Source organism: Spirosoma horti, assembly GCF_054776595.1.
On sequence record NZ_BAAHBQ010000006.1, the window covers coordinates 547,070 to 567,917 of the forward strand.

25 protein-coding genes and 1 tRNA gene are annotated in these 20,848 nt (G+C 51.0%); 13 read left to right on the forward strand and 13 right to left on the reverse strand.

All coding sequences use genetic code 11. The annotated features are described in order from the left end of the window. Positions 1 to 64: 64 nt before the first annotated feature. From ACYVAM_RS20950 to ACYVAM_RS20985, 8 genes are read right to left on the reverse strand one after another with little or no spacing between them, the layout of a single operon-like run. Positions 65 to 397 (reverse strand): hypothetical protein, encoded by a 333-nt coding sequence (locus ACYVAM_RS20950; RefSeq protein WP_461070615.1) that lies wholly within the window; start codon positions 395 to 397, stop codon positions 65 to 67. A 34-nt stretch (positions 398 to 431) separates the two neighbouring features. Then, the gene (locus ACYVAM_RS20955; RefSeq protein WP_461070617.1) at positions 432 to 614 is read right to left on the reverse strand and encodes a hypothetical protein; all 183 of its coding nucleotides are present in this window, start codon (positions 612 to 614) and stop codon (positions 432 to 434) included. Further along, complete coding sequence (locus tag ACYVAM_RS20960) at positions 611 to 823, reverse strand: hypothetical protein (protein WP_461070619.1); 213 nt, start codon at positions 821 to 823, stop codon at positions 611 to 613. The genes ACYVAM_RS20955 and ACYVAM_RS20960 overlap by 4 nt, the downstream gene beginning before the upstream one ends. Then, positions 820 to 1,098, reverse strand: coding sequence for a hypothetical protein (locus ACYVAM_RS20965; protein WP_461070621.1), 279 nt, complete (start codon positions 1,096 to 1,098; stop codon positions 820 to 822). Before ACYVAM_RS20965 ends, ACYVAM_RS20960 begins: the two co-directional genes overlap by 4 nt. Then, positions 1,095 to 1,532, reverse strand: a complete 438-nt coding sequence (locus ACYVAM_RS20970) for a hypothetical protein (RefSeq protein WP_461070623.1) — start codon at positions 1,530 to 1,532, stop codon at positions 1,095 to 1,097. The genes ACYVAM_RS20965 and ACYVAM_RS20970 overlap by 4 nt, the downstream gene beginning before the upstream one ends. After that, positions 1,529 to 2,104, reverse strand: a complete 576-nt coding sequence (locus tag ACYVAM_RS20975; RefSeq protein ID WP_461070625.1) for a hypothetical protein — start codon at positions 2,102 to 2,104, stop codon at positions 1,529 to 1,531. The genes ACYVAM_RS20970 and ACYVAM_RS20975 overlap by 4 nt, the downstream gene beginning before the upstream one ends. 31 nt (positions 2,105 to 2,135) lie before the next feature. After that, positions 2,136 to 2,735 carry a hypothetical protein gene (locus tag ACYVAM_RS20980; protein WP_461070627.1) on the reverse strand — a complete coding sequence of 200 codons (600 nt, stop codon included), beginning with the start codon at positions 2,733 to 2,735 and terminating at the stop codon, positions 2,136 to 2,138. Further along, a complete protein-coding gene (locus ACYVAM_RS20985; RefSeq protein WP_461070629.1) occupies positions 2,732 to 3,202 on the reverse strand; it encodes a hypothetical protein in 471 nt (156 codons plus the stop codon). The genes ACYVAM_RS20980 and ACYVAM_RS20985 overlap by 4 nt, the downstream gene beginning before the upstream one ends. A gap of 152 nt (positions 3,203 to 3,354) precedes the next feature. On the opposite strand from ACYVAM_RS20985, the gene ACYVAM_RS20990 reads away from it, so the two are divergent. The 10 genes from ACYVAM_RS20990 (at position 3,355) to ACYVAM_RS21035 (ending at position 9,692) form a co-directional block, all read left to right on the forward strand. Beyond that, positions 3,355 to 3,654, forward strand: coding sequence for an SH3 beta-barrel fold-containing protein (locus ACYVAM_RS20990; protein WP_461070631.1), 300 nt, complete (start codon positions 3,355 to 3,357; stop codon positions 3,652 to 3,654). Positions 3,655 to 3,705: 51 nt separating this feature from the next. Continuing rightward, entirely contained in the window at positions 3,706 to 3,912 is a 207-nt protein-coding gene (locus ACYVAM_RS20995; RefSeq protein WP_461070633.1) for a hypothetical protein, read from the forward strand. A gap of 29 nt (positions 3,913 to 3,941) precedes the next feature. Next, complete coding sequence (locus ACYVAM_RS21000) at positions 3,942 to 4,577, forward strand: hypothetical protein (protein WP_461070635.1); 636 nt, start codon at positions 3,942 to 3,944, stop codon at positions 4,575 to 4,577. A gap of 53 nt (positions 4,578 to 4,630) precedes the next feature. Further along, the gene (locus tag ACYVAM_RS21005; protein ID WP_461070637.1) at positions 4,631 to 5,524 is read left to right on the forward strand and encodes a hypothetical protein; all 894 of its coding nucleotides are present in this window, start codon (positions 4,631 to 4,633) and stop codon (positions 5,522 to 5,524) included. 178 nt (positions 5,525 to 5,702) lie between these two features. Continuing rightward, positions 5,703 to 5,987: a hypothetical protein gene (locus tag ACYVAM_RS21010; protein WP_461070639.1), complete on the forward strand. Its 285-nt coding sequence runs from the start codon at positions 5,703 to 5,705 to the stop codon at positions 5,985 to 5,987. After that, positions 5,980 to 6,654 (forward strand): PD-(D/E)XK nuclease-like domain-containing protein, encoded by a 675-nt coding sequence (locus tag ACYVAM_RS21015; RefSeq protein ID WP_461070641.1) that lies wholly within the window; start codon positions 5,980 to 5,982, stop codon positions 6,652 to 6,654. Before ACYVAM_RS21010 ends, ACYVAM_RS21015 begins: the two co-directional genes overlap by 8 nt. Further along, complete coding sequence (locus ACYVAM_RS21020; protein WP_461070643.1) at positions 6,651 to 6,842, forward strand: hypothetical protein; 192 nt, start codon at positions 6,651 to 6,653, stop codon at positions 6,840 to 6,842. The genes ACYVAM_RS21015 and ACYVAM_RS21020 overlap by 4 nt, the downstream gene beginning before the upstream one ends. 1 nt (position 6,843) lies before the next feature. Continuing rightward, on the forward strand, positions 6,844 to 8,508 hold the full coding sequence (locus tag ACYVAM_RS21025; RefSeq protein ID WP_461070645.1) for a DNA cytosine methyltransferase: 1,665 nt from the start codon (positions 6,844 to 6,846) through the stop codon (positions 8,506 to 8,508). A gap of 126 nt (positions 8,509 to 8,634) precedes the next feature. Further along, positions 8,635 to 9,075 carry a response regulator transcription factor gene (locus tag ACYVAM_RS21030; RefSeq protein WP_461070647.1) on the forward strand — a complete coding sequence of 147 codons (441 nt, stop codon included), beginning with the start codon at positions 8,635 to 8,637 and terminating at the stop codon, positions 9,073 to 9,075. Between the two features lie 143 nt (positions 9,076 to 9,218). Further along, positions 9,219 to 9,692, forward strand: a complete 474-nt coding sequence (locus tag ACYVAM_RS21035; RefSeq protein ID WP_461070649.1) for a hypothetical protein — start codon at positions 9,219 to 9,221, stop codon at positions 9,690 to 9,692. 313 nt (positions 9,693 to 10,005) lie between these two features. On the opposite strand, the gene ACYVAM_RS21040 is transcribed toward ACYVAM_RS21035, so the two are convergent. Continuing rightward, entirely contained in the window at positions 10,006 to 11,322 is a 1,317-nt protein-coding gene (locus ACYVAM_RS21040; RefSeq protein ID WP_461070651.1) for a phage integrase SAM-like domain-containing protein, read from the reverse strand. A gap of 256 nt (positions 11,323 to 11,578) precedes the next feature. Beyond that, positions 11,579 to 11,650 (reverse strand) — tRNA-Glu (locus ACYVAM_RS21045). Between the two features lie 183 nt (positions 11,651 to 11,833). On the opposite strand from ACYVAM_RS21045, the gene ACYVAM_RS21050 reads away from it, so the two are divergent. From ACYVAM_RS21050 to ACYVAM_RS21060, 3 genes are all read left to right on the forward strand, one after another. Then, complete coding sequence (locus ACYVAM_RS21050) at positions 11,834 to 14,437, forward strand: M14 family metallopeptidase (protein WP_461070653.1); 2,604 nt, start codon at positions 11,834 to 11,836, stop codon at positions 14,435 to 14,437. Positions 14,438 to 14,626: 189 nt separating this feature from the next. Beyond that, entirely contained in the window at positions 14,627 to 16,810 is a 2,184-nt protein-coding gene (locus ACYVAM_RS21055; RefSeq protein ID WP_461070856.1) for a carbohydrate binding family 9 domain-containing protein, read from the forward strand. A 97-nt stretch (positions 16,811 to 16,907) separates the two neighbouring features. Then, positions 16,908 to 17,102, forward strand: coding sequence for a hypothetical protein (locus tag ACYVAM_RS21060; RefSeq protein ID WP_461070655.1), 195 nt, complete (start codon positions 16,908 to 16,910; stop codon positions 17,100 to 17,102). A 96-nt stretch (positions 17,103 to 17,198) separates the two neighbouring features. Here ACYVAM_RS21060 and dapA read toward each other — a convergent pair whose 3' ends face one another. From dapA to ligA, 3 genes are all read right to left on the reverse strand, one after another. Continuing rightward, positions 17,199 to 18,110 (reverse strand): 4-hydroxy-tetrahydrodipicolinate synthase, encoded by a 912-nt coding sequence (gene dapA / locus ACYVAM_RS21065; protein WP_461070657.1) that lies wholly within the window; start codon positions 18,108 to 18,110, stop codon positions 17,199 to 17,201. Positions 18,111 to 18,174: 64 nt separating this feature from the next. Next, positions 18,175 to 18,723, reverse strand: a complete 549-nt coding sequence (locus ACYVAM_RS21070) for a hypothetical protein (RefSeq protein ID WP_461070659.1) — start codon at positions 18,721 to 18,723, stop codon at positions 18,175 to 18,177. Positions 18,724 to 18,777: 54 nt separating this feature from the next. Further along, positions 18,778 to 20,823, reverse strand: coding sequence for an NAD-dependent DNA ligase LigA (gene ligA, locus ACYVAM_RS21075; RefSeq protein ID WP_461070662.1), 2,046 nt, complete (start codon positions 20,821 to 20,823; stop codon positions 18,778 to 18,780). Positions 20,824 to 20,848: the final 25 nt, after the last annotated feature.

A 20,848-nucleotide genomic window follows, 5' to 3' on the forward strand; every position in this document is an offset into this window, starting at 1 on the left:
AAAAAGAAACGGCCGAACCATTTAGCCCGACCGTTTACTATAACCACCATTCGTAACTTATCCCTTATCGCGGCATCGTCATTTCAATGAATTTGCCGAGTGTTTGAGCGCGGTTCGAATTAACTGAGGACACCTCGTTACTCGTTGTAGCTTGTTCGTCCCAATACCTAGCCATGCGCTCCCTGAGTTTCCCAACGGCTAGGAATTGCTCCTCGTCGCTATGTAGGTTTCTCATAATTACGTCCTGGGCTTCATTGACTACATTATTGACGTGCTTCTCGTCGATAGCCGGTTTAGCTGGCGACATTGAGCAACCGTCGCCCTTGCGCTCAACTGGACCTGACTGTAAGATTTGAGCAACTTGCTCGGCAACTTGGTAGATTTCGTCTTTTGACATGACTTGATTGTTTATAGGTAAAAGTTCATTTGAATTAAAAGGGTAAATCTTCATTCCACCAGGGATAAACAGAATGTATACGCCTGGGCGGTTGCACCTTGGCCGCGTTGGGCCAGATGTCAATACGGGTTGACAGTGCGTGAGTCGTCAGGTTGAGGGCGACAGCGACGAGGCCGCTGGTCGCGACGATCAGGAGTGATTGGATTAGTAGTCTCATTCTTCAGGCAGTTCGGGTAAGTACATCCAATGAGTAACTGCATACTTGTTAATAAACCATTCGTCGAGTGTGCGATTCTGGCAGACCATTACCTTTTTGTTTCTGGTCAGATAAAGAAACGGCTCGCCCTGTTCAGGTATGCCACGATTGACATTAGTCCATTGCATACGGTCTACGGGTGCGAACGGGTCGAAAGTTGCTTGGCTCATTTTGCTGTAGCGTCTAAGAATTCGACGGCATCCGTGAAGACCTTCACCCCGAATTCGGTTTCGTTAAATATCGCTTTACAACTAAAGCTGACCACCTCATAAAAAATGTTGGTTATGTAGCCGCCTACGTCATCCAAATCGTTATGCCAGGTCTCCTGATAGCCACGTCGCTTGATGTAGCCGATAACAGACCGTTGCTCGTTTTGCCAATACACCTTAGCGTTTAGCTCGAATTTGAATGAGACCTGTTTGTGGGTCGATGTTGTATCGCTCATTTCCTTGATTGAGAATAACGAGCCTTTCGCGACTCGTCGGGTTTGATATTGCGGCCACGACGGGAGCCGGGCTGCTGATAGTTGCGAACAGGGACGAGGTCATCAGCAGAAACGCGGCCGACGCTCAACGACTGGGAGAGTTGCTGGCTAATGCGCTCCATGTCGTCGGCTTTGATGGTGCCGATCTCCTCAAGAAAAACGGTTGCCTTTTCTATAGGCATCGCGGCTAGCTGACGAGCGAGCATTCTACCAATAGGACGAAAGCCGGCGATTACCATAACGGCGCACTTTCGGTCTAACTCCTGACCCATTCGCTTAAGCAGGTGCATTCGTACCTCGACAAGTGGATCATACGGCAATACGCCTACTTGAGCGCGTAGCTCCGCTTTTAACGCCCTGATCTTTTCGATACTTAATTCTGAGTCGTCTATCATTGTGCATCGGGGTTTGAATAGTCGTCGTCGGGTGCGGGTACTTTGTGACCGTCCGTCGTGTCGACGATATAGATCGTACGAGCGGCTTTGATGTTGACGCCATCGGTATCAGTCTGGGCAATCTTAAGCGGAGCCTCCAGACCCAGGATACGACACCGACGCTCGATGCAGCGGTCAACGCCAATCAGGTAACGCGGGTCGCCCAACCGCTCCTCGGTATAATCCGTCGTTTCGAGGTTTTTGGCCTTTTGCGCCTTTTTGTCGGTTGTCTCGTTGACCTCACCCCGCATCTTGGTCGACTTTTTCTTGAGTGGCTGTTTGGAATCGTGCCAGGCATCCCAGAGCGTCGATTCCAGGTGGTCGATCTTGACCAACTCCTGAATTTTGGCCTCGTTAAAATCAAAAATGGTCGACTCCTGCCACTCGGCACGAATAGCGACCAGATCCTGGCTGACCTGACCCTGGGTAACCTTCTCCCGGATAGCAATGTCAGACTGTCGAAGTCCCTGCAAATAGAGCCGGGCTACGTTGGCGCGTCGTTGCGCGATGGCGTCCTCAGTATTGAAAGGCATTATTAGAGTGCTATAGTATTAGAGTGAGTGCTTACGAGCGACGTGATAGAAACTCGTTGACGATAATCATCAGGGCCTCGTTGTCGGGCTCCCCCTCGTCGGGGATCTCCTGCTCAAGTATAGCCGTGTCGAGGGCTTTGCGTACGTCGATGAGTTGAGCAGCCGACAGGGTAAAACTGATCTTATCCGAAACGGGTGTCTCTTTGGGCTCCGGTGTTTTCTCCTCTTCGACGGGTGTAAATCCCCAACTACCGACGTCAATGTCAAACTCGGCCGCGAGCGACGCGACGACATCGTCGTCAAAGGTCAGATTAACCTGCCCGACTTTATTATCAGCCAGGGCCAGTTCGTGAAAGTGTTTTGTCCCCGGGTCAATGTCCATGCGCTGGGTAACGACGAGGGTCTTTCCATCGGTGGGCACAAAGACGACCCGGTCAATGTCCAACTCGGATAGCATCTCCGTGACGTGATTGCCGCCGATGATGGTACCGTCCGAGGCTGCAACGATGCCGCGACCGACGCCCAACTCACTGACTGACTTACGGAGCAGGTGCGAACCAAACTCCGAACCTTTGTTAGCATTGCTGCGGTCAAACTTTAAATCGGCGATGGTGCCCTCCCTGGTCTTCATTCGCGTAGTGACTTTTGATCCGTGACAATCCGGTAAAACGGTACGCTGTAAACGCTCGGGTCCAAACCAAGCTCGGTCGCCGTCGTGCTAAACGGCGCTACCGGAAAACTTATGATCTCACCCGGCCCATTGCCGACGCTCCGCATGGCTTCGCGGACAAACTGTTTTTTGCAGATCGTGCCCGAACAGATCCCCGACTTAAACCGCGTCGATGTATTGACCCAGTAGCGGCCCTGACCCTGTACGCGGTAGATGTAAATGGCTTTTTTGATGGTCACAAAGCCGATGTAACAATTACTGTCGATGCCCAGCAGGTTTAACAGCCCTTTGCTGAGACCAATCGTGCCCCGATCAAACCGGTACGTCAGCGTGGGTAATGATTCCCGGATCGGATTGGCCTGGACGCCAAAGAAATAGGGCTGATCGTCAGCGATCTCGTCAAAGAGGGCAGGTACGCTCTTTCTCATGGATGTAATATCAAGTGGAGTAAGTATGAAACAAAAATATAACTATTTGTAATCATTTGAATTATTATTTTAATCAATTTATTACATAAGTCTTGCTATTTGAAATCATTTGATTACATTTGTTGAATCAATCGCTTAACATCTGCATTCACATGAAACGTCAATTAATGGTACTCGCCAATGCCCTCCGCAAACAGGGTTTTTCGCTCTCTCAGGCGCTCAAACGCGCGTGGGCAGTTATCCGGCTCAAAGCTGAAATGCTCGTCAAGCCCGTCTCATTCTTTTACGAAAAGGAAAAGGGCGAAGAACGCTTTGCGGTCGGCTACTACGGTTCGGCTCCGGCCGTAACGACAACAGACAGCAAAGCCGGCTCCGTGCTGGCTATTTGCTATTACGATACGCTCGCTATGGGCTGGCGCTCCTTTCGGGCTGACCGACTAATCCTTGCTTGATCAATCCTAACCGGCCCGGCTAACAACCGGGCCATAAATCAACCTTTCACAATGGACAACAACGGAGAACAGTCAGCTTTCCCGCTCGACATCAATGAAGGTATGCCACAATGGGGGCTCACTAAACGGGAATACGTTGCGGCACAGGCTTTACAAGGTCTTTTGGCAAACCCCAGCTATGCGGACTACAGTGTAGAATCGACAGTAAGCTCGGCCGTAAACTTTGCCGAGGCACTTATCAATGCTCTCAATAACTAATCTCTTTTCACCCTTTTATTTTTTCTCTCATGTCTACCACTAAAGCAGTACAAACCGCCGTCGCCGAAGGCAATCTCAAGTCGTACCAGAAAGTCCACGAACTGACGGGCGAAGTCGTCGATAAGTTCAAGTACCTCGAAGGACATCCGCGCCAATACCGGTTTGATGCCAAAGAGGGCATTTTCAACATCAACGGCACCGAGAAGCTGGGCCGGACGCTGACCTTTCAGCCTATCGCGTGGCGGTTGTTTACAGATAACATCCTCAATATGGGTACCAAGAACTGGGCGGAATTTTTCTTTATCGACGAGAAAAACTGCGTATCGGCGGTGCTGTTCCACGGCTATTCAGTCGACAATATTTTCCGCCTGATCGAGCCACTGTACTACGACGACCTGACGCTCGCCGATGCCGTTATTACAGCCGTTGCCGAGAAGAAAGAGAACAACAACATTCAGCCTAAAGGCGTCTACTACATCGCTACGTTCTCCCATAAGCTGGCCGATGCCGAGCAGACCAGGGCGATACGCGAATACGCACAGGATCGCCGGATTTACCGGATTGAGACGCTGACCGACATCGCCAACAACAAGTCGGTTTATAATTATTTCAATCCGTTTGCCGCTCCTGCAGACGAACCGGACCTGTTGCCCGCTGCTCAATAATCCATCTCACCCGGCCGCTACTTGTCATCAGTAGCGGCCTAAACTCTTTTCGTATGCTTTTCTCAGATCATTTTCGCGCCCTGGCTTCGTATATCCGGCTCAACTCGCCCGAAGGCACTCAGCTCATTACGCGTACTATCCAGACGGCCGAGTCCCTCGATTACAATGCCATCAAAGCATTACTGCTCAATTGCTGGTCGGCGGAGTACGCCTTACGTATAACGCCCGTCGTTAACGACGAGCAGTACTTGCAGTCATCGCTGCACTGGACGTTTCCCCAGGCGTATTACAGCGTTTTGTTTTCGTCGAGAGCGTTTCTGGCCTCAAGAGGCAATAACATTTCAAATGAGGCCGGTATCGCCCGCTGTATTAGCCAATACGTAGCCTCGGGCCTTTATCCTCACTCGCTTGGCTTTTTTGGTCGGGGTATACCAAACAATTACTCGACTGTTCGGCTGTTTGCCCAGCAACGTCTTGAAGATTTCTTGCTAGAAACTCGTGGGAATGACCTCAACCGGGTGATGAAGGACTTGCAGTCTAATCCGCGAAAGGCAATCCGTGACCCAAAAACTGGTCATGTGTTAGAAAAATACCTTCTTGAGCCTAAGCATTGGGATTCGATAAAATCAACGGTCGGCCGCACGACGTTTTTCAATTTAATGAGTCGGCTCCGGATCTCCTCGACTGACCGTGAGATCGAAAAGCTGGTCGACCTCGACGAGTTCAACGTCCGCGAATTTCACGCTGATCTGACGGAGATCGTCACTCACATCAACAGCGTACACGAGTGCTACATCGCTCAGGTTATGGGCCTGCACGACTATCAGCGGCTAGTCGATGAATTGCCGAGCTACTTGCAACAGAGCTTCGTTCGCGAGCGGCTCAACGCCGTGACCATGCCCAACGTCTGGAATTTCTATGCCTCAGAATTCACGCCGGTTATATGAATTCTGAAATCATACCACAATCCCGCGTCCGTGTGGCCGTCCACCGACGCGGGTTCCACGTCCGCAATTTTACCGGGACGGTAATTGGCTGGACTTCGAGCGGGTTGATTAAGGTCATGGAGGACAAAAAGGATAAGCCCCGGTGCTACAGTAGTGAACACGTTAGACTGATACGACAATGACTGATTTACTGAACACAATCCGAATCGAATACGACGAAGAAAGCGCGCACTTGACAGCCATCGTGCATTGTACAAACGAGAAAGAGTTTCGGGAAGACATCCACCTTAAACTCATGTATACGCATTACACCCGCTGTGCCACTCTTTTTAGTCATGGTGTTTCCGGTGACTATCTGCTTTTAGGAACCTACGAGATCAAAGAAGCTGATTTCGTCCGCGAATTTGAAAACGACATTCTCTCCGGCAAATACCCCTATCTAACCCTGCTCCCCAATGACTGACCATCAATACAGAACCTATCCAGCTTACTCCAATAGCGACCTCAGCGAGTTGTTTGCAATGCGTACGGGCGGACAGATCAAGCCCATTGACCCCAAAGCCGCCCTGTTCGGTACGGTCTTTCACAGTCTGATTCTGGAGCCTAACACATCTAACCTTTGGGATAAGCTGCACGTCAAAGACCAGGCGCATTTACTCAAAATGAAAGCCAGCATCAAGAAGACCGCGCCGAACTGGGTTGAACACTGGCAGACGCCGGGCTATCACGAAATAGAGAAGTACTGGACCTGTCCACGGACGGGCCTGTCCCTCAAAGCCAAGATTGACGCCCAGTGGCAAAATCCGGCCTCGACGCTGTTTGATCTGAAGACGACCTCGGCCCGGAGTGCCAACGAGTTTTTTGATTGCTTTGTCAAATACGGCTACGACCGGCAAGCGGCCTTTTATCTGGATGCGGTTGGTCTTGAGTACGCCTTTATTTTCGTTGGAATTCAGAAAAAGAGCCCCTACGAGGTGTACATCATCAATATGGGTGTATCGGACGACCGGCGAGCGATGATCGACCTGGCTCGTCGCAAAAACGCCCGGTTGTTGGGTGATGCGTTCAAGGAGAGCCAGAAGCCGGACGGCTGGCGTCCCTCCAGCTGGAGCCGAAAGGAGGAGGTATGAATAACCTGCCTAAAACTTTCGGCGAGTGGCAACGTCAACTCTCTCCACAGGGCCGGGCCAACTGGCATAAGGAATTCACTAAACGGGTTGAAAGTCCACGACTGGGCGATACAAAAACCTCACACGATTACATGACAATGCTGGCGATCCTTGAAACAATCCAGCAGGAATTAAACGACTTAGTATAAAATGATACATCCATCAGATACAACGTTAACCGATATGTTTTGCGGCTGTGGCGGCTCGTCCGAAGGGGCCAGTAAGGTAGCCGGTGTCGCGGTTAAATATGCGCTCAACCATTGGAAATTAGCCATTGAGAGCCACAACACGAACCACCCCGACACGCATCACGATTGCGCCGACATCAGCGAGACCCACCCGGCCCGCTACCAGAAAACGACGGGTTTGATTGCCTCGCCCGAATGCACGAACCATTCTCTGGCCAAGGGGCAAAAGCGAAAAAACCTGCATCAACAGGACATCTTCACCAACAAGGCGTTTGATGCCTCGGCGGTCCGGAGTCGGGCGACCATGTGGGACGTGCCCCGTTTTGCCGAGATCCATCGGTACGAGTTTATCGTTACCGAAAACGTCGTCGACGTTCGTCACTGGGTTATGTTCGACGCCTGGCTCAAGGCGATGCATGCGCTGGGCTATGAGCATGAGTGCGTCTATCTGAACGCGATGTTTGCCCACGGCGAGGGAGTAACCGGCTTTGCCCCTCAGAGCCGCGACCGGATCTACATTGTGTTCTGGAAAAAGGGCAACCGGAAACCAGATCTGGACATCCGCCCGAAGGCACCATGCGCCCGCTGCGGAACCGTCGAAGCCTACCAAAGCTGGAAAAACGGACGCCGGTCGGGTAAGTACAAAACCCAGTACGTGTACCGCTGCTCGGTTTGTGCTGCACCGGTTGTTCCATTTTATTACGCGGCTTTGAACGCCCTCGATCTGTCGATTCCAATGGTCCGGATTGGCGACCGGGCATCGCTAGGCATGAAACCCCTCAGCCCTAACACGACCAAGCGAATCGAATATGGCCTGGATAAGTTTGGGTACCGGCCGACGATCATTGATCAGCGAAACCAGCACGGCACGACTGAAAGCCGCATATGGAACGCCGAAGGCGAGCCGCTCAACGCGCAAACGACCGGGTTCAGCAGCTACCTTTTTGCGCCCTACCTGTTTAACATGGCATTCAGCACCTCAAACACGGACAGAACCTATGGCATGGGTGAGGTGATGCCCACACAGACCACTCAGGAAAGTATGGCGATGGTCGCTCCTGAACCGTTTTTGCTCGCCAATCGGGATGCCTCACCCGCTCGCCCGCTGACGGGCTACATGCACACCCAAACGACGGCACAGCAGGAAATGATGATTGTACCGCCCGGCTCGTTTATCGTACCGAACCGGAAGTCGACACCAGCGCGCGATGTGACCGACGCACTACCAACGATAACCGGACAGGGGAACAGTATGTCGTTTATCGTGCCGATTCACGGAACAGCCCGGCCCAGATTGACGACCGAGCCGACTGATACGGTGATGACAACCGGACACAGTAGTTTGATTCTGGCACCTTACCACGGCGTTAACAACGCGCATACGGTATTTGAGCCGAGTCCGACGATGCCGACGCGGGATAGTGTGGCCCTGATCGACGGAAGGCCCGAGATAGAGGATTGTTACTTTCGGATGCTTCAGCCCAGCGAGACAGCCAGGGCGCAAGGCTTCCCGGCTGACTACGTGATTTTGGGCAACAAAGAACAGCGTCAGAAGCAGATCGGTAACGCCAATCCACCGCCGACGATGGAACTACTCGTTGCCCGCTGTGTAGCTAGTTTAGCTTAAATGAAAAACCCCTACTCGTTCGCCTGAGAAACTTACCGAGTAGGGGAATATGAACCTGATCACGACAATCCGTCCACGGTGCAAAGGTATGACAGCCCGTCCGTGGTCGCAAGACTCCACGCCCCAATGAGGCCACTCAACCAACTACAAATCGGGCCGCTACTGGCCTTAAAAACGGCGCTCGACGGCTACCAGCGTTACGAAGCGGAGCCCCCCGTCGCGGCTTATTTTAGCCGGATACTCGATGCCCTGATCGGTCCATTGACTGAAATCAACGTTTGGGCCATCCGAACACTAATTAACGAGGAGGATACCAGGCGTAGCAAACAGTTGGGCGTCAAAGCGATCAACCCCGATGTTTACCAGAAAGTCAGCAAACTGGGTAAGCAGGAATTAATCGTATTGAGGTTGGTTGGACAGGGCTATAAAAACGAAGACATTGCCGATTTGCTCGACGTTAGTTACCGGACGGTGGCCAATCACAAAGCACACATTACCAATAAGCTCGGCTTGGGCACCAGTAAGGATCTGATCAAATTTGCCATAGACAACCTGACAATTTTATAAAGACAATCTCACCATGAAAAAAGCAATCTTACTCTTTGTACTGGCCATTCTGGCCATTCAATTCATTCAGGCCAGACGGGTTCACAAATCGCGGATGATCATTCCATCCGTCAGAGGCTGGTAAATCACTGTATCACCTGCTGATGAATTTAATTTTTCAACTACGTAACTTTATATTCTATCTTTACAACTTACTAAATAATTATTTATCAATTATGAATCCACAACAAGTTCAAGCGCAAGCGCAAGCTTTTTCTATTAAAGTGCATCAGGATTTAGTAAGATCCCATGCCTTACTCGTGTTAGGCTCTTTGTATACGATTGTTCAAAAAGCAGAAGCTGAATTCAATAATTTTATACAAATAACTCATGGTAGTCATGCTGGCGGAGCAAATGTTGCCGGGGACGCCCAACATTTGCTTGACTATTTTAGAACAGGTGTAAGACCCAGCTTAATTGTAGTAAGTACTCAAATTGATGTGCTGCTTGCTTCTCCTGAGTCAGCAGCATTCGTAGCCAGAATTAACGCATTGAATTTTAATGAGCTTTATAGCACAAATCTTCAACAGATTAAACCTCTGATTGACGAATTGTCAAAGTTGATTGATAAAATCTAACGTTCACTGATACAAAAAAGCCCGGTCGCTATGACCAGGCTTTTTTGTTAGGTATATCTATCTTGCATCAAACAATGACACCTTATGAATCTATTCACCCGTTGGTACTTTGAACACGACCGTTATCCCTGGCTTGTCTGTTCGGTCTATGAATTACAAGGACCGGAATACAGTCAGCATTTTACCATTCCTCTGAATTAATTCAACCCTACCCTTCTGTGGTGCGTATAAATCGAACCGCCAGCCTCGTAAATACTGATAAAGACAAACGGCAGACCTGGTACGGAAGTAAATATCCATCGACTATATCCAGTCATATAAGAGAGCTTTTTTTGACCCGACTTCGGGCGCGGTCGACGGCGCTACCGATGATGCGGACGTAGTGACGCTCGGTTGTACTGTTTCTTTTGTGTCCCAGCATCCGGCTCACTTCCCCTATATAGTACCCGTTAATAAGCATCAGACAGCCAAATGTTTTACGGGCAGTCTTATTGGTAATGCGCCAGGTGATACCCAACACACCCTCGATCTGATCGGTATAGCGGTTCACGGCGGCTCCGGATATGTCTTCCGGCCCTTCCGGATAAACCGCAAACAGCCACTCAACCTCGTCCAGTAGCGGCACATCGTATTCTTCGTGGGGCGGCTTTAGGCGTCTGCCCAGAATTTTACGCCCCGATGGGCCGACGCGCTCAAAGCCGTGACGCGAACGGGCGTAAGCTACCGCGTCAGGGTAATCCAGTCCTGTGCAGCACATTAGCAGAAACCACCAGAGCGCAATTCCCTTAGTCCTTTTCCAGTTCAGGGTAAACAACTTGGCGACGTGTTCAGGCTCTAAAAACAGGATCTCCTTGTCATCGTAACGGGGCCAGGACTGTTTCTCTACGTTGTTGCGCTCAATCAGTTCAGCATCGACCATGTACTGCAACACCTGCCCAATTTTGCCGATGTAGCGTGAGGCCATTGCCGCTGAAATGGGCTTCGACTGCTTTTTGCTTTTCTGGGTCTGAAGCCATTTATGATAATCTTTGAGCCAGGACAGGGTTATTTTCTGGCAGGCAGGTACGGGCGTATTATGCGCTTTGGCCCAGGCCCGGAGCAGATTGAGCCCCCTCTTCCACCGTCCTACATCAATGGTCTGGGTTTTGGTAGGCGTTGGGCCGTAGTGTCGCTCAAGTGCAGCCACTCGGGAAATGTACACGTCGACCAGCGATGTGTCGCCGGACAAAAGAGGAATCGTAGGCTTTTGTTTGCCAAGCTGCCAGCCGTTTTCTGGATTCCAGTCGGGCAATTTTCCTTCCTGGATCTGATAGCAAACAGATTTGACGGTTGGCGGAAAATCGGGATTCATCTGAGCAATGGCGCATTGCCGGTCGAACACCTCCAGAATATACGCCTTTAGTTTGGGCAGGTGTTTGTTGACCATATCATCCCGGCGCGATGATGCCTGATCCTCTACCTGCCATTCCTTGGGATTGACCAATAACTTACTACCGGTCACTGGCGGATAAACGGCCCCGAAGTGGTCCCGCTGACCATTGACCGTAATCCAGACCTGCAAGGGGTGCGGATTAGCGTAGGTCTGCCCTTTTTTGGGAGAACGCAGCGTAAAGCGTATACTTATAGGCATTCGTTTTGTACTCACCGTATAATTTAGTTGTATGATATATTCGAGTTGAAATATACTATACAGTAACGGTGATTGTTAAGGGATTATTAAGGAAATTAAGAGAGCAACTGGTGTGTGCAAGGTGTGTGCAAATTCGTGTGTGCAAAAATTTATGCACATATGCGCAGTTGAGACGGGGTACGGCTGGGAGCAGAAGGGCCTAAAATGACAAAGCCCGCTTTCGGCGGGCCTTGTCGTGGGAAGAAAATAATGTTAGTGACCGATACGGGAATCGAACCCGTGTTACCGCCGTGAAAGGGCGATGTCCTAACCGCTAGACGAATCGGCCGTCTTGTTTAAAAGACCCAACCTTTTGGCTTGTTGCCGCTGTGTTGGCGAATCGTGGTGCAAAGGTAAGGCGATGTTTTTAAAATGCAATAGCAGCTACTAAAATTTTTTCAAAAAAAGGGTTCTTGAGCGTTTTAGTGCTATTTTTGAGGTGATTAGCCTCTAAAATTTTTTCATCACCTACATGAAACACTTCTTGCTGCTTGCAGGCCTGACCGTCGCATCGCTGCCCATTCAGTCCGAGTCGGCTTCTGCACAGTCTTCGTCCACAGCAACCGTTGCCCCTTCCTCTGCTTCGGTCGATTCACCCGCTAAATTCCTTGGTTATCAGATTGGTGAACGGTTTACTCCCCATTACCGTGTTCTGGCTTATGCCGAACAGGTAGCCCGCCAACTACCCAAACGCATTAAACTTATCCCCTATGGCACCACCTACGAAGGTCGCCAGTTGATGGTCGTTGCGATCGGTTCGGAAGAAAATATGAACCGGCTGGAAGAAATCCGGACAAATAACCTGAAACGCATTGGCCTGATGGATGGCACGCCAACGGCTGCGGCTCAACCACCAATTGCCTGGTTGAGCTATAATGTACACGGCAATGAAGCCGTCAGTTCCGAAACGTTCATGGATGTGCTGTATCGGTTGCTTAGCTCATCGGACGCTGTGTCGCAGAAAATCATGAACACGACCGTCGTTATTCTTGATCCGGGCTTAAACCCCGACGGGCATGACCGGTATGTAAACTGGTACAACCAGATGGTCGGTCGCACCCCCGACCCGACTCCCTCCGCCCGCGAACACAACGAGCCCTGGCCTGGTGGTCGTTATACCCATTACCTCTTCGACCCCAACCGCGACTGGGCCTGGCAAACACAGGAAATCACGCAGCAACGCATGGCGCTCTATCAGCAGTGGATGCCCCATTTGCACGGCGACTTCCACGAAATGGGCGTTGAGAGCCCCTATTATTTTGCCCCCTCCGCCAAGCCTTACCATGAAGATATAACGCCTTTTCAGCGAAAGTTTCAGCAAACGATTGGTGATTATTGCAGCCGCTACTTCGATAAAAATGGCTGGCTCTATTACACCCGCGAACGTTTTGATCTGTTTTATCCCAGCTATGGCGACACGTACCCAACCTACAACGGGGCCATTGGCATGACATTTGAGCAGGGCGGCAGCGGTCGGGCAGGACTGGCCATCGAAAAAGCAGATGGTGACACCCTCACCCTGCGCCAGCGGATCGACCACCACGTCGCATCCAGCATAGCCACCCTGGAATCGGTAGCCGACCGGCCCGCCGAGATCGTAAAAGAGTTCGGACAGTTTTTCGATAAATCGCGCAATACACCCATTGGGGTTTACAAAAGCTACGTCATTAAGTCCAATGGCGATGCCGGCCGCCTGAAAGCGTTACAACAACTCCTGGAGCGCAACAAAATCAGTTATGGCTACTCGGGCAAAGCGCAGACCGTAACGAGTGGCTTTAACTATACCTCCCAGAAAAACGAAAAGAACGTATCGGTTGCCGCCGATGACATCGTGATCAGCGCCTACCAGCCTAAATCAACGCTGCTAAAAATCCTGTTTGAGCAAAATTCCGCGCTGGAAGACTCAGCTACCTACGACATTACGGCTTGGTCATTGCCTTATGCCTTCGGCCTGCAAACCTATGGTCTGACGACACGAATCAATCCGGGAAGCACGCAGCCAGTTGCCGCCAGTTCAAGCTCAACAACTGGCACCACTGCTACGGCCCGGCCTTATGCGTATCTGGTGCGGTGGCAGTCACTACCAGCGGTGCAAATGCTGGCGGGATTGCTCAAGCAGAAAATCAGGGTTCGGGCAGCGGAAAAACCTTTCGACGTCGAAAACAAAACCTACCCATCCGGTACACTCATTGTAACCCGTGCCGGGAACGAACGCTTTGGCGAACGCTTCGATGCCCTCGTTCGGGCGGAAGCAACGAAAACAGGCGCTGACCTGACACCGGTGCAAACGGGCTTCGTGAGCAAGGGATCAGATTTTGGCTCGGATTTCGTAACGGGTTTAAAGGCGCCCCGGGTGGGCGTCGTTATTGGCGACGGAACTCCTCCGCCTTCGGCGGGCGAAGTATGGCACTACTTCGATCAGGAATTGAACTACCCCATCGCCCTGATTGACATCAACACGCTCGGAAACGTGCAGTGGAACAAACTGGACGTGCTGATTCTGCCAACAAACTACAACTACGGGCGCTATCTGACTGAGAAGAATTTATCGTCCATCAGGGAATGGGTTCGGGCTGGTGGTAAGTTGATTGCCATGGAGCGGGCCGCATCCTTTCTGGCCGGGAAAGAGGGCTTTGATCTGAAAGAAAAAGAAGACAAGGGGAAAGACAAAAGCAAAGATAAAGGCAGCATGCTCGACTCCCTCAAACTATACATTGACCGCGAACGGACGGCCATCGCCGACGATATTCCGGGCAGTATTTACCGGGTCGATGTCGACACGTCTCACCCACTCGGCTTTGGCCTGTCGGGTGGTTACTACTCGCTGGTGCAGAATGCCTATAACTTTGATTTTCTGAAAGATGGCTGGAATGTAGGGTACTTCAAAACGTCAAACTACGTAGCCGGTTTCTCTGGTAGAAATGCTAAAGAAAAGCTGAAAAACACGTTGGTTATGGGCGTTCAGCAATTAGGACGCGGGAGTGTCGTTTACCTGGCCGATGACCCATTATTCCGGGGTTTCTGGTACAATGGCAAGCTCCTGTTTGGCAACGCCGTGTTTATGGTCGGCAATTAACTGACTTCTTCTCACAAAAGCTCGGAGACGCAACGATGAATGAGTCGTTGCGTCTCTATTTATAAAAATACCTGGGGTAAAACCAAGGGTCATTTCTCTTTTACCATTGACTTATAACGTATTTGTTTGGTGAGACGTTTACTGCTTTTTTCGCTTCTTCTGTGCGCTTCGTCGGGCCTCACGCCCTTGATGGCTCAGAAGAAAAATGAACAATATCAACTTCACATCAGCCGGGCAACATCGCCCATTGTTATCGATGGAACTGTTGATGAACCCGCCTGGCAAGCGGCCGAAGTAGCGTCTGATTTCTGGATGGTATTGCCCATGGACACGAGCCGCGCTAAGGTTCGGACCGACGTTCGGATGGCTTATGACGACCACCATATGTATTTGAGTGCCGTTTGTTACCACGGCAATGTGGAAGGCCCGTATATCGTGGAATCGCTGCGTCGTGACTGGGCATTTGGCAAAAATGACAACTTCATTTTCTTCATGGACACCTTCGATGACCAGACGAATGGGTTCACGTTTGGCACCAACGCGGCCGGAGCCCAGTGGGATGGTTTGTTGTATGAGGGAGGCAAAGCAAACTTAAGCTGGGATAACAAATGGACCTCTTCGGTTAAGAACTACGCCGACCGGTATGTGCTCGAACTGGCCATTCCCTTCAAGACCATTCGGTACAAACGCGGCATTTCCCGCTGGGGAATAAACTTCAGCCGACAGGATTTAAAAACAACTGAAAAATCATCCTGGACGCCTATCCAGCGCCAGTTCCCGACAGCCTCACTGGCGCTCACGGGTGTGCTGGTCTGGGATCAGCCACCCCCACAGCCCGGACCCAACATTTCCCTGATTCCGTATGCCCTGAGCGGCATGAACCGCGACTACCAGAATGGCGTACCAACCCAGAATCGATTCGACGCGGGTCTGGATGCTAAAGTCGCCATTACGTCCTCGTTGAACCTCGACCTAACCGTTAACCCGGACTTTTCGCAGGTGGATGTCGATCAGCAGGTAACTAACCTGGATCGGTATGAGTTATTTTTTCCCGAAAAGAGACAGTTCTTTCTCGAGAACGGTGACCAGTTCACCAACTTCGGCTATGCAACCATTCGGCCTTTTTTCAGCCGCCGGATTGGTCTGGGTGGGGTTCCCATTCGCTTCGGTGCCCGGTTGAGTGGCAAGCTAAACAAAGACTGGCGCATTGGCATAATGGACATGCAGACGGGGGGCGTCGATTATTCAAGCACGGGTGTTGAGTCGCTGCCAGCCCAGAATTTTGCCGTTGTCGCCCTGCAACGGCGCATATTCGCCCGGTCGAATATTGGTCTGATGTTTGTCAATAAAGAGTCGCTCGGGTATACGCCAGCCACCGATAAGCCAGCTTATACGCGCTACAACCGAAATTTTGGCTTGGAGTATAACCTGGCTTCGGCGAACAATTTTTGGTCAGGAAAAGCCCTGTATGTGAAGTCGTTCAGTCCAGCGGTTAGTGGCACGGATCAATCCGGCAGCGACGCCGTTTATGCCGCGAACTTGCAGTATAACACACGCCGATGGCTCATTGGTGGACAAGTCGAATCGGTTGGAAAGAATTATACCGCCGAGGCTGGTTACGTGCCACGGCGAGCCTATGAGCGGGTTATGGGCACCCTCGGCTATACGTTCTTACCAACAGCCAGCGGTGTGCTGAGTCATGGCCCGACCGTGGTATCGACCTATTTTTTCGATCCGGCTGGCCGGCAAAGCGACAATGAAACGACACTGAGTTACGTCGTTACGTTCCGGAGTAAAAGTGTTTTCACGGGCTGGGTCGCGACCGACTATGTGCGGTTGTTACAACCCTTCGACCCGACCAACACGGGCCGACAAACACTGGCGACGGGCACGCAACACAACTGGACTGCTTGGGGAACGGATTTCGATTCGAAACCACAGAGCGTATTCACCTATGGTTTTTCATCCCGTTACGGGGGTTATTACGACAACGGCACCCGCCTGAACCTGACGGCCGACTTGGGTTATCGGTTCCAGCCTTACGTGAGTCTGGCGGCCAGTGCCAGTTATAACGACATTCGGTTGCCTCAGCCCTGGGGTCAAACTACGTTCTGGCTGGTTGGTCCCCGATTTGATGTAACGCTGACCAACACGCTCTACCTGACCACGTTTGTGCAGTACAATGAACAGCAAAAAAATATGAACGTCAATGCGCGGGTTCAATGGCGCTATAAGCCTGCCTCCGATTTTTTCCTGGTTTATACGGATAACTATTTGCCCAACTCAGCCCAGATCGGCCAGGATGTCCCCGGCTTCTTTTCGGTCAAGAACCGGGCGCTGGTGCTGAAGTGGACGTATTGGTGGAATCTATAGCACCTGGGGTTTTAAACAAACTGAGTTTGTGCCTGTTTTATTGACAATTCGCCGATTGGCGAGTGGCTACTAACTACACATAACCAGTCAACGTTTTATGAAAACTCTTCTGCGTTTTTTTCCATCTGCTCTTGTAGCGGTCTTCCTGACCCTGTTTCTGACCAGTTGTGCAGCCATTGGCGATATATTCAAAGCTGGTGCTTACACGGGTATTATCGGGGTTATCGTCGTTCTTGGCATTGTCATCTGGCTTGTGTCGAAGCTTTTTGGCGGTGGCGGCCGAAACTCCTGACAAAGCCTTTAGCTGTAAAGCAAAATGACGATTCCAGTCCGGAATCGTCATTTTGCTTTACAGAATGTACGTTTAATCGAAGTTTAATAAAGCGTCCTAAGCCACCAACTCCAGAAGGTTATCACGCTGAAGTACGGCACGCTGGCGTTCACTCAGGTCGTCGGATGCTTTCATCAACGGTAAGCGAACCTCTGCCGACATAAGGCCCATTAACTCAAGAATATTCTTTACACCTACTGGGTTTCCTTCTTCATACAGAAGCGGATCGATGCGTAGGAAATGCCCCAGCTCTTTTCGGGCAAAGGCAAAATCGCCCTGCAACGCGGCTTCGATCAAGCCCGTAAATTTGGCCGGAAAGGCGTTGGCAATAACCGACATTACGCCGACGCCACCAATGCTGATGATGGGTACAGCCTGTACATCGTCGCCCGAGATGAGCAAAAAGTCATCGGGTTTATCGCGGGCAATTTCCATGCACTGCTCGATCACGCACGAGGCTTCTTTGACCCCGATAATATTCGGGTGCTGGGCCAGTTCGCAAATCGTTTCGGCACTCATGTTGATGCCGGTTCGAAAGGGAATATTATACAGAATAACTGGTACCGGACTGGCATCGGCCACACGGGTAAAATGCTCGATGACACCCCGTTTGCCGGGTTTATTGTAGTACGGGCAGACGGATAAAATGGCATCGACACCGTCAAAATCAATGTCTTTCATGCCCGACACGACATCGGCCGTAACATTACCACCTACTCCGAAAACGATGGGCAGATTTTTTGGGTTGTTTTCCTTCAGGTATTGCAACAACTGAGCCTTTTCCTGTTTAGTCACCGTCGGCGATTCGCCGGTTGTGCCCTGCAGGACGATGTAACGAACGCCCCCATCGGAGATGTGCCGGACGATGCGGCCAAAGCCGTCAAAATCAATTGAATAATCGGCATGGAAGGGCGTCACAATGGCGACGCCTACGCCGTGAAATTTACCGTATTGGCTACGAGTATCCATTAGTTAACTGGAAACAGGAATTTATTAGCGCAAAGTTACGTGAATTTAGGCTGGAGTCGTGCGTTTACGCCGTCATTGTCAGCGAGAAATCTCTGGGCACGAAATAGGCGGGGGTTTTTAACTCAAATACTTCATCATGGATAGATGCTACGTACAAACCTGCAGCCATCGCCTTATCCCGAACCTCTTTGGCCCCTTGCACGCAGGCCAGAATACCGAACAGTTTTTTGTGGGCGTACTCGGGGTGGAACCGCCGGAACCGATCCAGGTTTTTCAGCAACTGATCAATATCACGCTCTTTAAGATGACTTTTCACTTCCACCAAAACAACTGTATTTACGTCGCCATTCGCCAGGCCCAGCACGTCAATTTCCAGGGTATCGGGGCCGTACTCCGTTTTGTAGTTCGTGGTGATCGTTGTCATCCCGAACTGCTTACGCAGTACTTTTTCCATGGAAGGAAACGCCATGCCTTCGGTAAAGCTACCGAACTTGTTACCAATATCGCCAATGAGTTTGGCATTCTGTTTCGTTATCCGGTCCGTTTCTTTTTGGCTCTGCGCAATTTCCTGAAGAATCTGACGGATATTATCAAAGTTGTTGGATGCTTCCATGTTTTGGTGGGTTTATCGTACGCACAAAGATAACCAATTCATTTTCAATTGAGTTTACACCACCAGCATGGCCATAAACTCATCTTCGCCAATCATAGGGACGTTTAATTTTCGGGCTTTCTCGACCTTGGATGGACCTGCATTCTCGCCGACAATCAGGTAATTCAGTTTCTTGGAAATTCCGCTGAGCAGCCGGCCACCATTGGCTTCGATACGGGATTCGAGCTCCTCGCGGCTGAAATTCTCGAAGGTGCCCGTATACAGAAACGTTTTTCCAGCCAGCGAGTCACCCTCCTGTTCCACCACTTTTTTCTCGCCGACAAATTGCAGTCCGGCCGCCCGGAGATTTTCTACGTACTCCCGGTTGTCGGGATCGGCAAACCACGCCACCACACTCTCGGCAATGCGCGGCCCCGTGTCGGGTACAGCCAGCAGCGCTTCTGAACTGGCGTTCATGATAGCGTCCATCGACCCAAAATAATCCGTCAGTTTTTCGGCGGTGGTGTTTCCCACATACCGTATGCCCAGCGCAAACAACACATTCGGCAAGGGTTGTGCTTTCGAGCGTTCGATGGCCGTCAGGATATTTTCGACCGTTTTTTCGCGAAAGCTGACGATTCGCTTTTTGCCTGTTTCCTCATCGAGAAATATTTTTTCGATGCCCAGTAAGTCGTTTGTCGTCAGTTTATACAGATCGGCGGGTGTTTGCACCAAGCCCCGGTCAATGAGCAATTCGATTTTCCCTTCGCCCAGGCTCTCGATATTCATGGCCCTCCGCTGGATGAAATGCTCGAACCGGGCCTGCCGTTGGGGTGGGCAGCCGCGTTCATTGGGGCAATAAAAATTTGCTTCGCCCTCTTTCCGGATCAGGGCCGTTCCACAGGCCGGGCAGGTTGTCGGATAAATGATGGGTTCACTTTTATCGGTCCGCCGGTTCAGGTCAACACCCGTAATTTTCGGAATGATTTCTCCCCCTTTTTCCACAAAAACGGTATCGTGGAGCTGGATACCCAGCCGCTCAATCTCGTTTGAATTATGGAGCGACGCCCGCTTGACAATGGTTCCGGCCAGTAATACGGGAGTTAGTAAGGCAACGGGCGTTACGGCTCCTGTCCGCCCAACCTGGTACTGAATTCCGTTCAGGGTCGTACTGGCGGCCAGGGCTTTGTATTTGAAGGCAATGGCCCAGCGTGGACTTTTGGCCGTATAGCCCAGATCACGCTGCTGATCGTAGCGATTCACTTTGATGACGATACCATCCGTATTGAGCGGCAGCTCGTAGCGCTTCGTGTCCCACTCGTTGATATACTGCATTACCTCCCGGATATCGAGACATTTCTTCCAGGTTTGGGAAACGTTGAAGCCCCATTCTTTCAGAGCAATCAGGCTTTCTTCGTGTGTCTGAAAAACATCGGCATCCGACAGAAACGAGTACAGATAGCAGTCCAGACGCCGTTTAGCTACGGCAGCCGAATCCTGCTGTTTGAACGTTCCGGATGCGGCATTGCGTGGATTGGCCAGCAAGGCTTCACCAATGTCTTCCCGTTCTTTATTGATTCGTTCAAATTCGGCCAGCGGCATGAAGCCCTCGCCCCGAACTTCGAATAAAGCCGGTACATCGGTTTTGTGTATCCGTAGCGGCACAGTGCGAATTGTCCGGATATTGTTGGTAATATCGTCGCCCCGAACACCGTCACCCCGCGTGGCTCCCTGCACCAGCACTCCATTCTCATAGGTCATGCTCAGCGCGACACCGTCGAATTTCAATTCACAGATGTATTCGTAGGGTTGCCCATTCAATCCTTTCTGCACACGCTTGTCGAACTCGACAAGGTCCTCCTCCGAGTAGGTATTGCCCAGCGAAAGCATCGGAAACCGGTGGTACACGGTCTTGAACTCCTTACTGATGGTGCCCCCAACTCGGGCTGTCGGTGAATCGGGTTGACGAAACTCGGGATACTGCGTCTCGAGCGATGTTAATTCCGCTAATAATTTATCAAATGTAAAATCATCTACTTCCGAAACACTATTCTGGTAGTATTGATGGGTATAATAGTTCAGGCGATTCGTCAGTTGGGCAATGTGTTCCTGGGGATTCATAGGCTTAATACGTGGTAAATGAGTC

Coding starts and splice junctions, on each gene's coding strand:
- ACYVAM_RS20975 (WP_461070625.1), bottom strand. CDS start 2,104: ATGCCTTTCAATACTGAGGACGCCATCGCGCAACGACGCGCCAACGTA.
- dapA (WP_461070657.1), bottom strand. CDS start 18,110: ATGGATACTCGTAGCCAATACGGTAAATTTCACGGCGTAGGCGTCGCC.
- ACYVAM_RS21050 (WP_461070653.1), top strand. CDS start 11,834: ATGAAACACTTCTTGCTGCTTGCAGGCCTGACCGTCGCATCGCTGCCC.
- ACYVAM_RS21055 (WP_461070856.1), top strand. CDS start 14,627: ATGGCTCAGAAGAAAAATGAACAATATCAACTTCACATCAGCCGGGCA.
- ACYVAM_RS20985 (WP_461070629.1), bottom strand. CDS start 3,202: ATGAGAAAGAGCGTACCTGCCCTCTTTGACGAGATCGCTGACGATCAG.
- ACYVAM_RS21060 (WP_461070655.1), top strand. CDS start 16,908: ATGAAAACTCTTCTGCGTTTTTTTCCATCTGCTCTTGTAGCGGTCTTC.
- ACYVAM_RS21025 (WP_461070645.1), top strand. CDS start 6,844: ATGATACATCCATCAGATACAACGTTAACCGATATGTTTTGCGGCTGT.
- ACYVAM_RS20990 (WP_461070631.1), top strand. CDS start 3,355: ATGAAACGTCAATTAATGGTACTCGCCAATGCCCTCCGCAAACAGGGT.
- ACYVAM_RS20995 (WP_461070633.1), top strand. CDS start 3,706: ATGGACAACAACGGAGAACAGTCAGCTTTCCCGCTCGACATCAATGAA.
- ACYVAM_RS21005 (WP_461070637.1), top strand. CDS start 4,631: ATGCTTTTCTCAGATCATTTTCGCGCCCTGGCTTCGTATATCCGGCTC.
- ACYVAM_RS21035 (WP_461070649.1), top strand. CDS start 9,219: ATGAATTTAATTTTTCAACTACGTAACTTTATATTCTATCTTTACAAC.
- ACYVAM_RS20960 (WP_461070619.1), bottom strand. CDS start 823: ATGAGCCAAGCAACTTTCGACCCGTTCGCACCCGTAGACCGTATGCAA.
- ACYVAM_RS20970 (WP_461070623.1), bottom strand. CDS start 1,532: ATGATAGACGACTCAGAATTAAGTATCGAAAAGATCAGGGCGTTAAAA.
- ACYVAM_RS20955 (WP_461070617.1), bottom strand. CDS start 614: ATGAGACTACTAATCCAATCACTCCTGATCGTCGCGACCAGCGGCCTC.
- ACYVAM_RS21000 (WP_461070635.1), top strand. CDS start 3,942: ATGTCTACCACTAAAGCAGTACAAACCGCCGTCGCCGAAGGCAATCTC.
- ACYVAM_RS20965 (WP_461070621.1), bottom strand. CDS start 1,098: ATGAGCGATACAACATCGACCCACAAACAGGTCTCATTCAAATTCGAG.
- ACYVAM_RS21020 (WP_461070643.1), top strand. CDS start 6,651: ATGAATAACCTGCCTAAAACTTTCGGCGAGTGGCAACGTCAACTCTCT.
- ligA (WP_461070662.1), bottom strand. CDS start 20,823: ATGAATCCCCAGGAACACATTGCCCAACTGACGAATCGCCTGAACTAT.
- ACYVAM_RS21015 (WP_461070641.1), top strand. CDS start 5,980: ATGACTGACCATCAATACAGAACCTATCCAGCTTACTCCAATAGCGAC.
- ACYVAM_RS21030 (WP_461070647.1), top strand. CDS start 8,635: ATGAGGCCACTCAACCAACTACAAATCGGGCCGCTACTGGCCTTAAAA.
- ACYVAM_RS21010 (WP_461070639.1), top strand. CDS start 5,703: ATGACTGATTTACTGAACACAATCCGAATCGAATACGACGAAGAAAGC.
- ACYVAM_RS20980 (WP_461070627.1), bottom strand. CDS start 2,735: ATGAAGACCAGGGAGGGCACCATCGCCGATTTAAAGTTTGACCGCAGC.
- ACYVAM_RS20950 (WP_461070615.1), bottom strand. CDS start 397: ATGTCAAAAGACGAAATCTACCAAGTTGCCGAGCAAGTTGCTCAAATC.
- ACYVAM_RS21070 (WP_461070659.1), bottom strand. CDS start 18,723: ATGGAAGCATCCAACAACTTTGATAATATCCGTCAGATTCTTCAGGAA.
- ACYVAM_RS21040 (WP_461070651.1), bottom strand. CDS start 11,322: ATGCCTATAAGTATACGCTTTACGCTGCGTTCTCCCAAAAAAGGGCAG.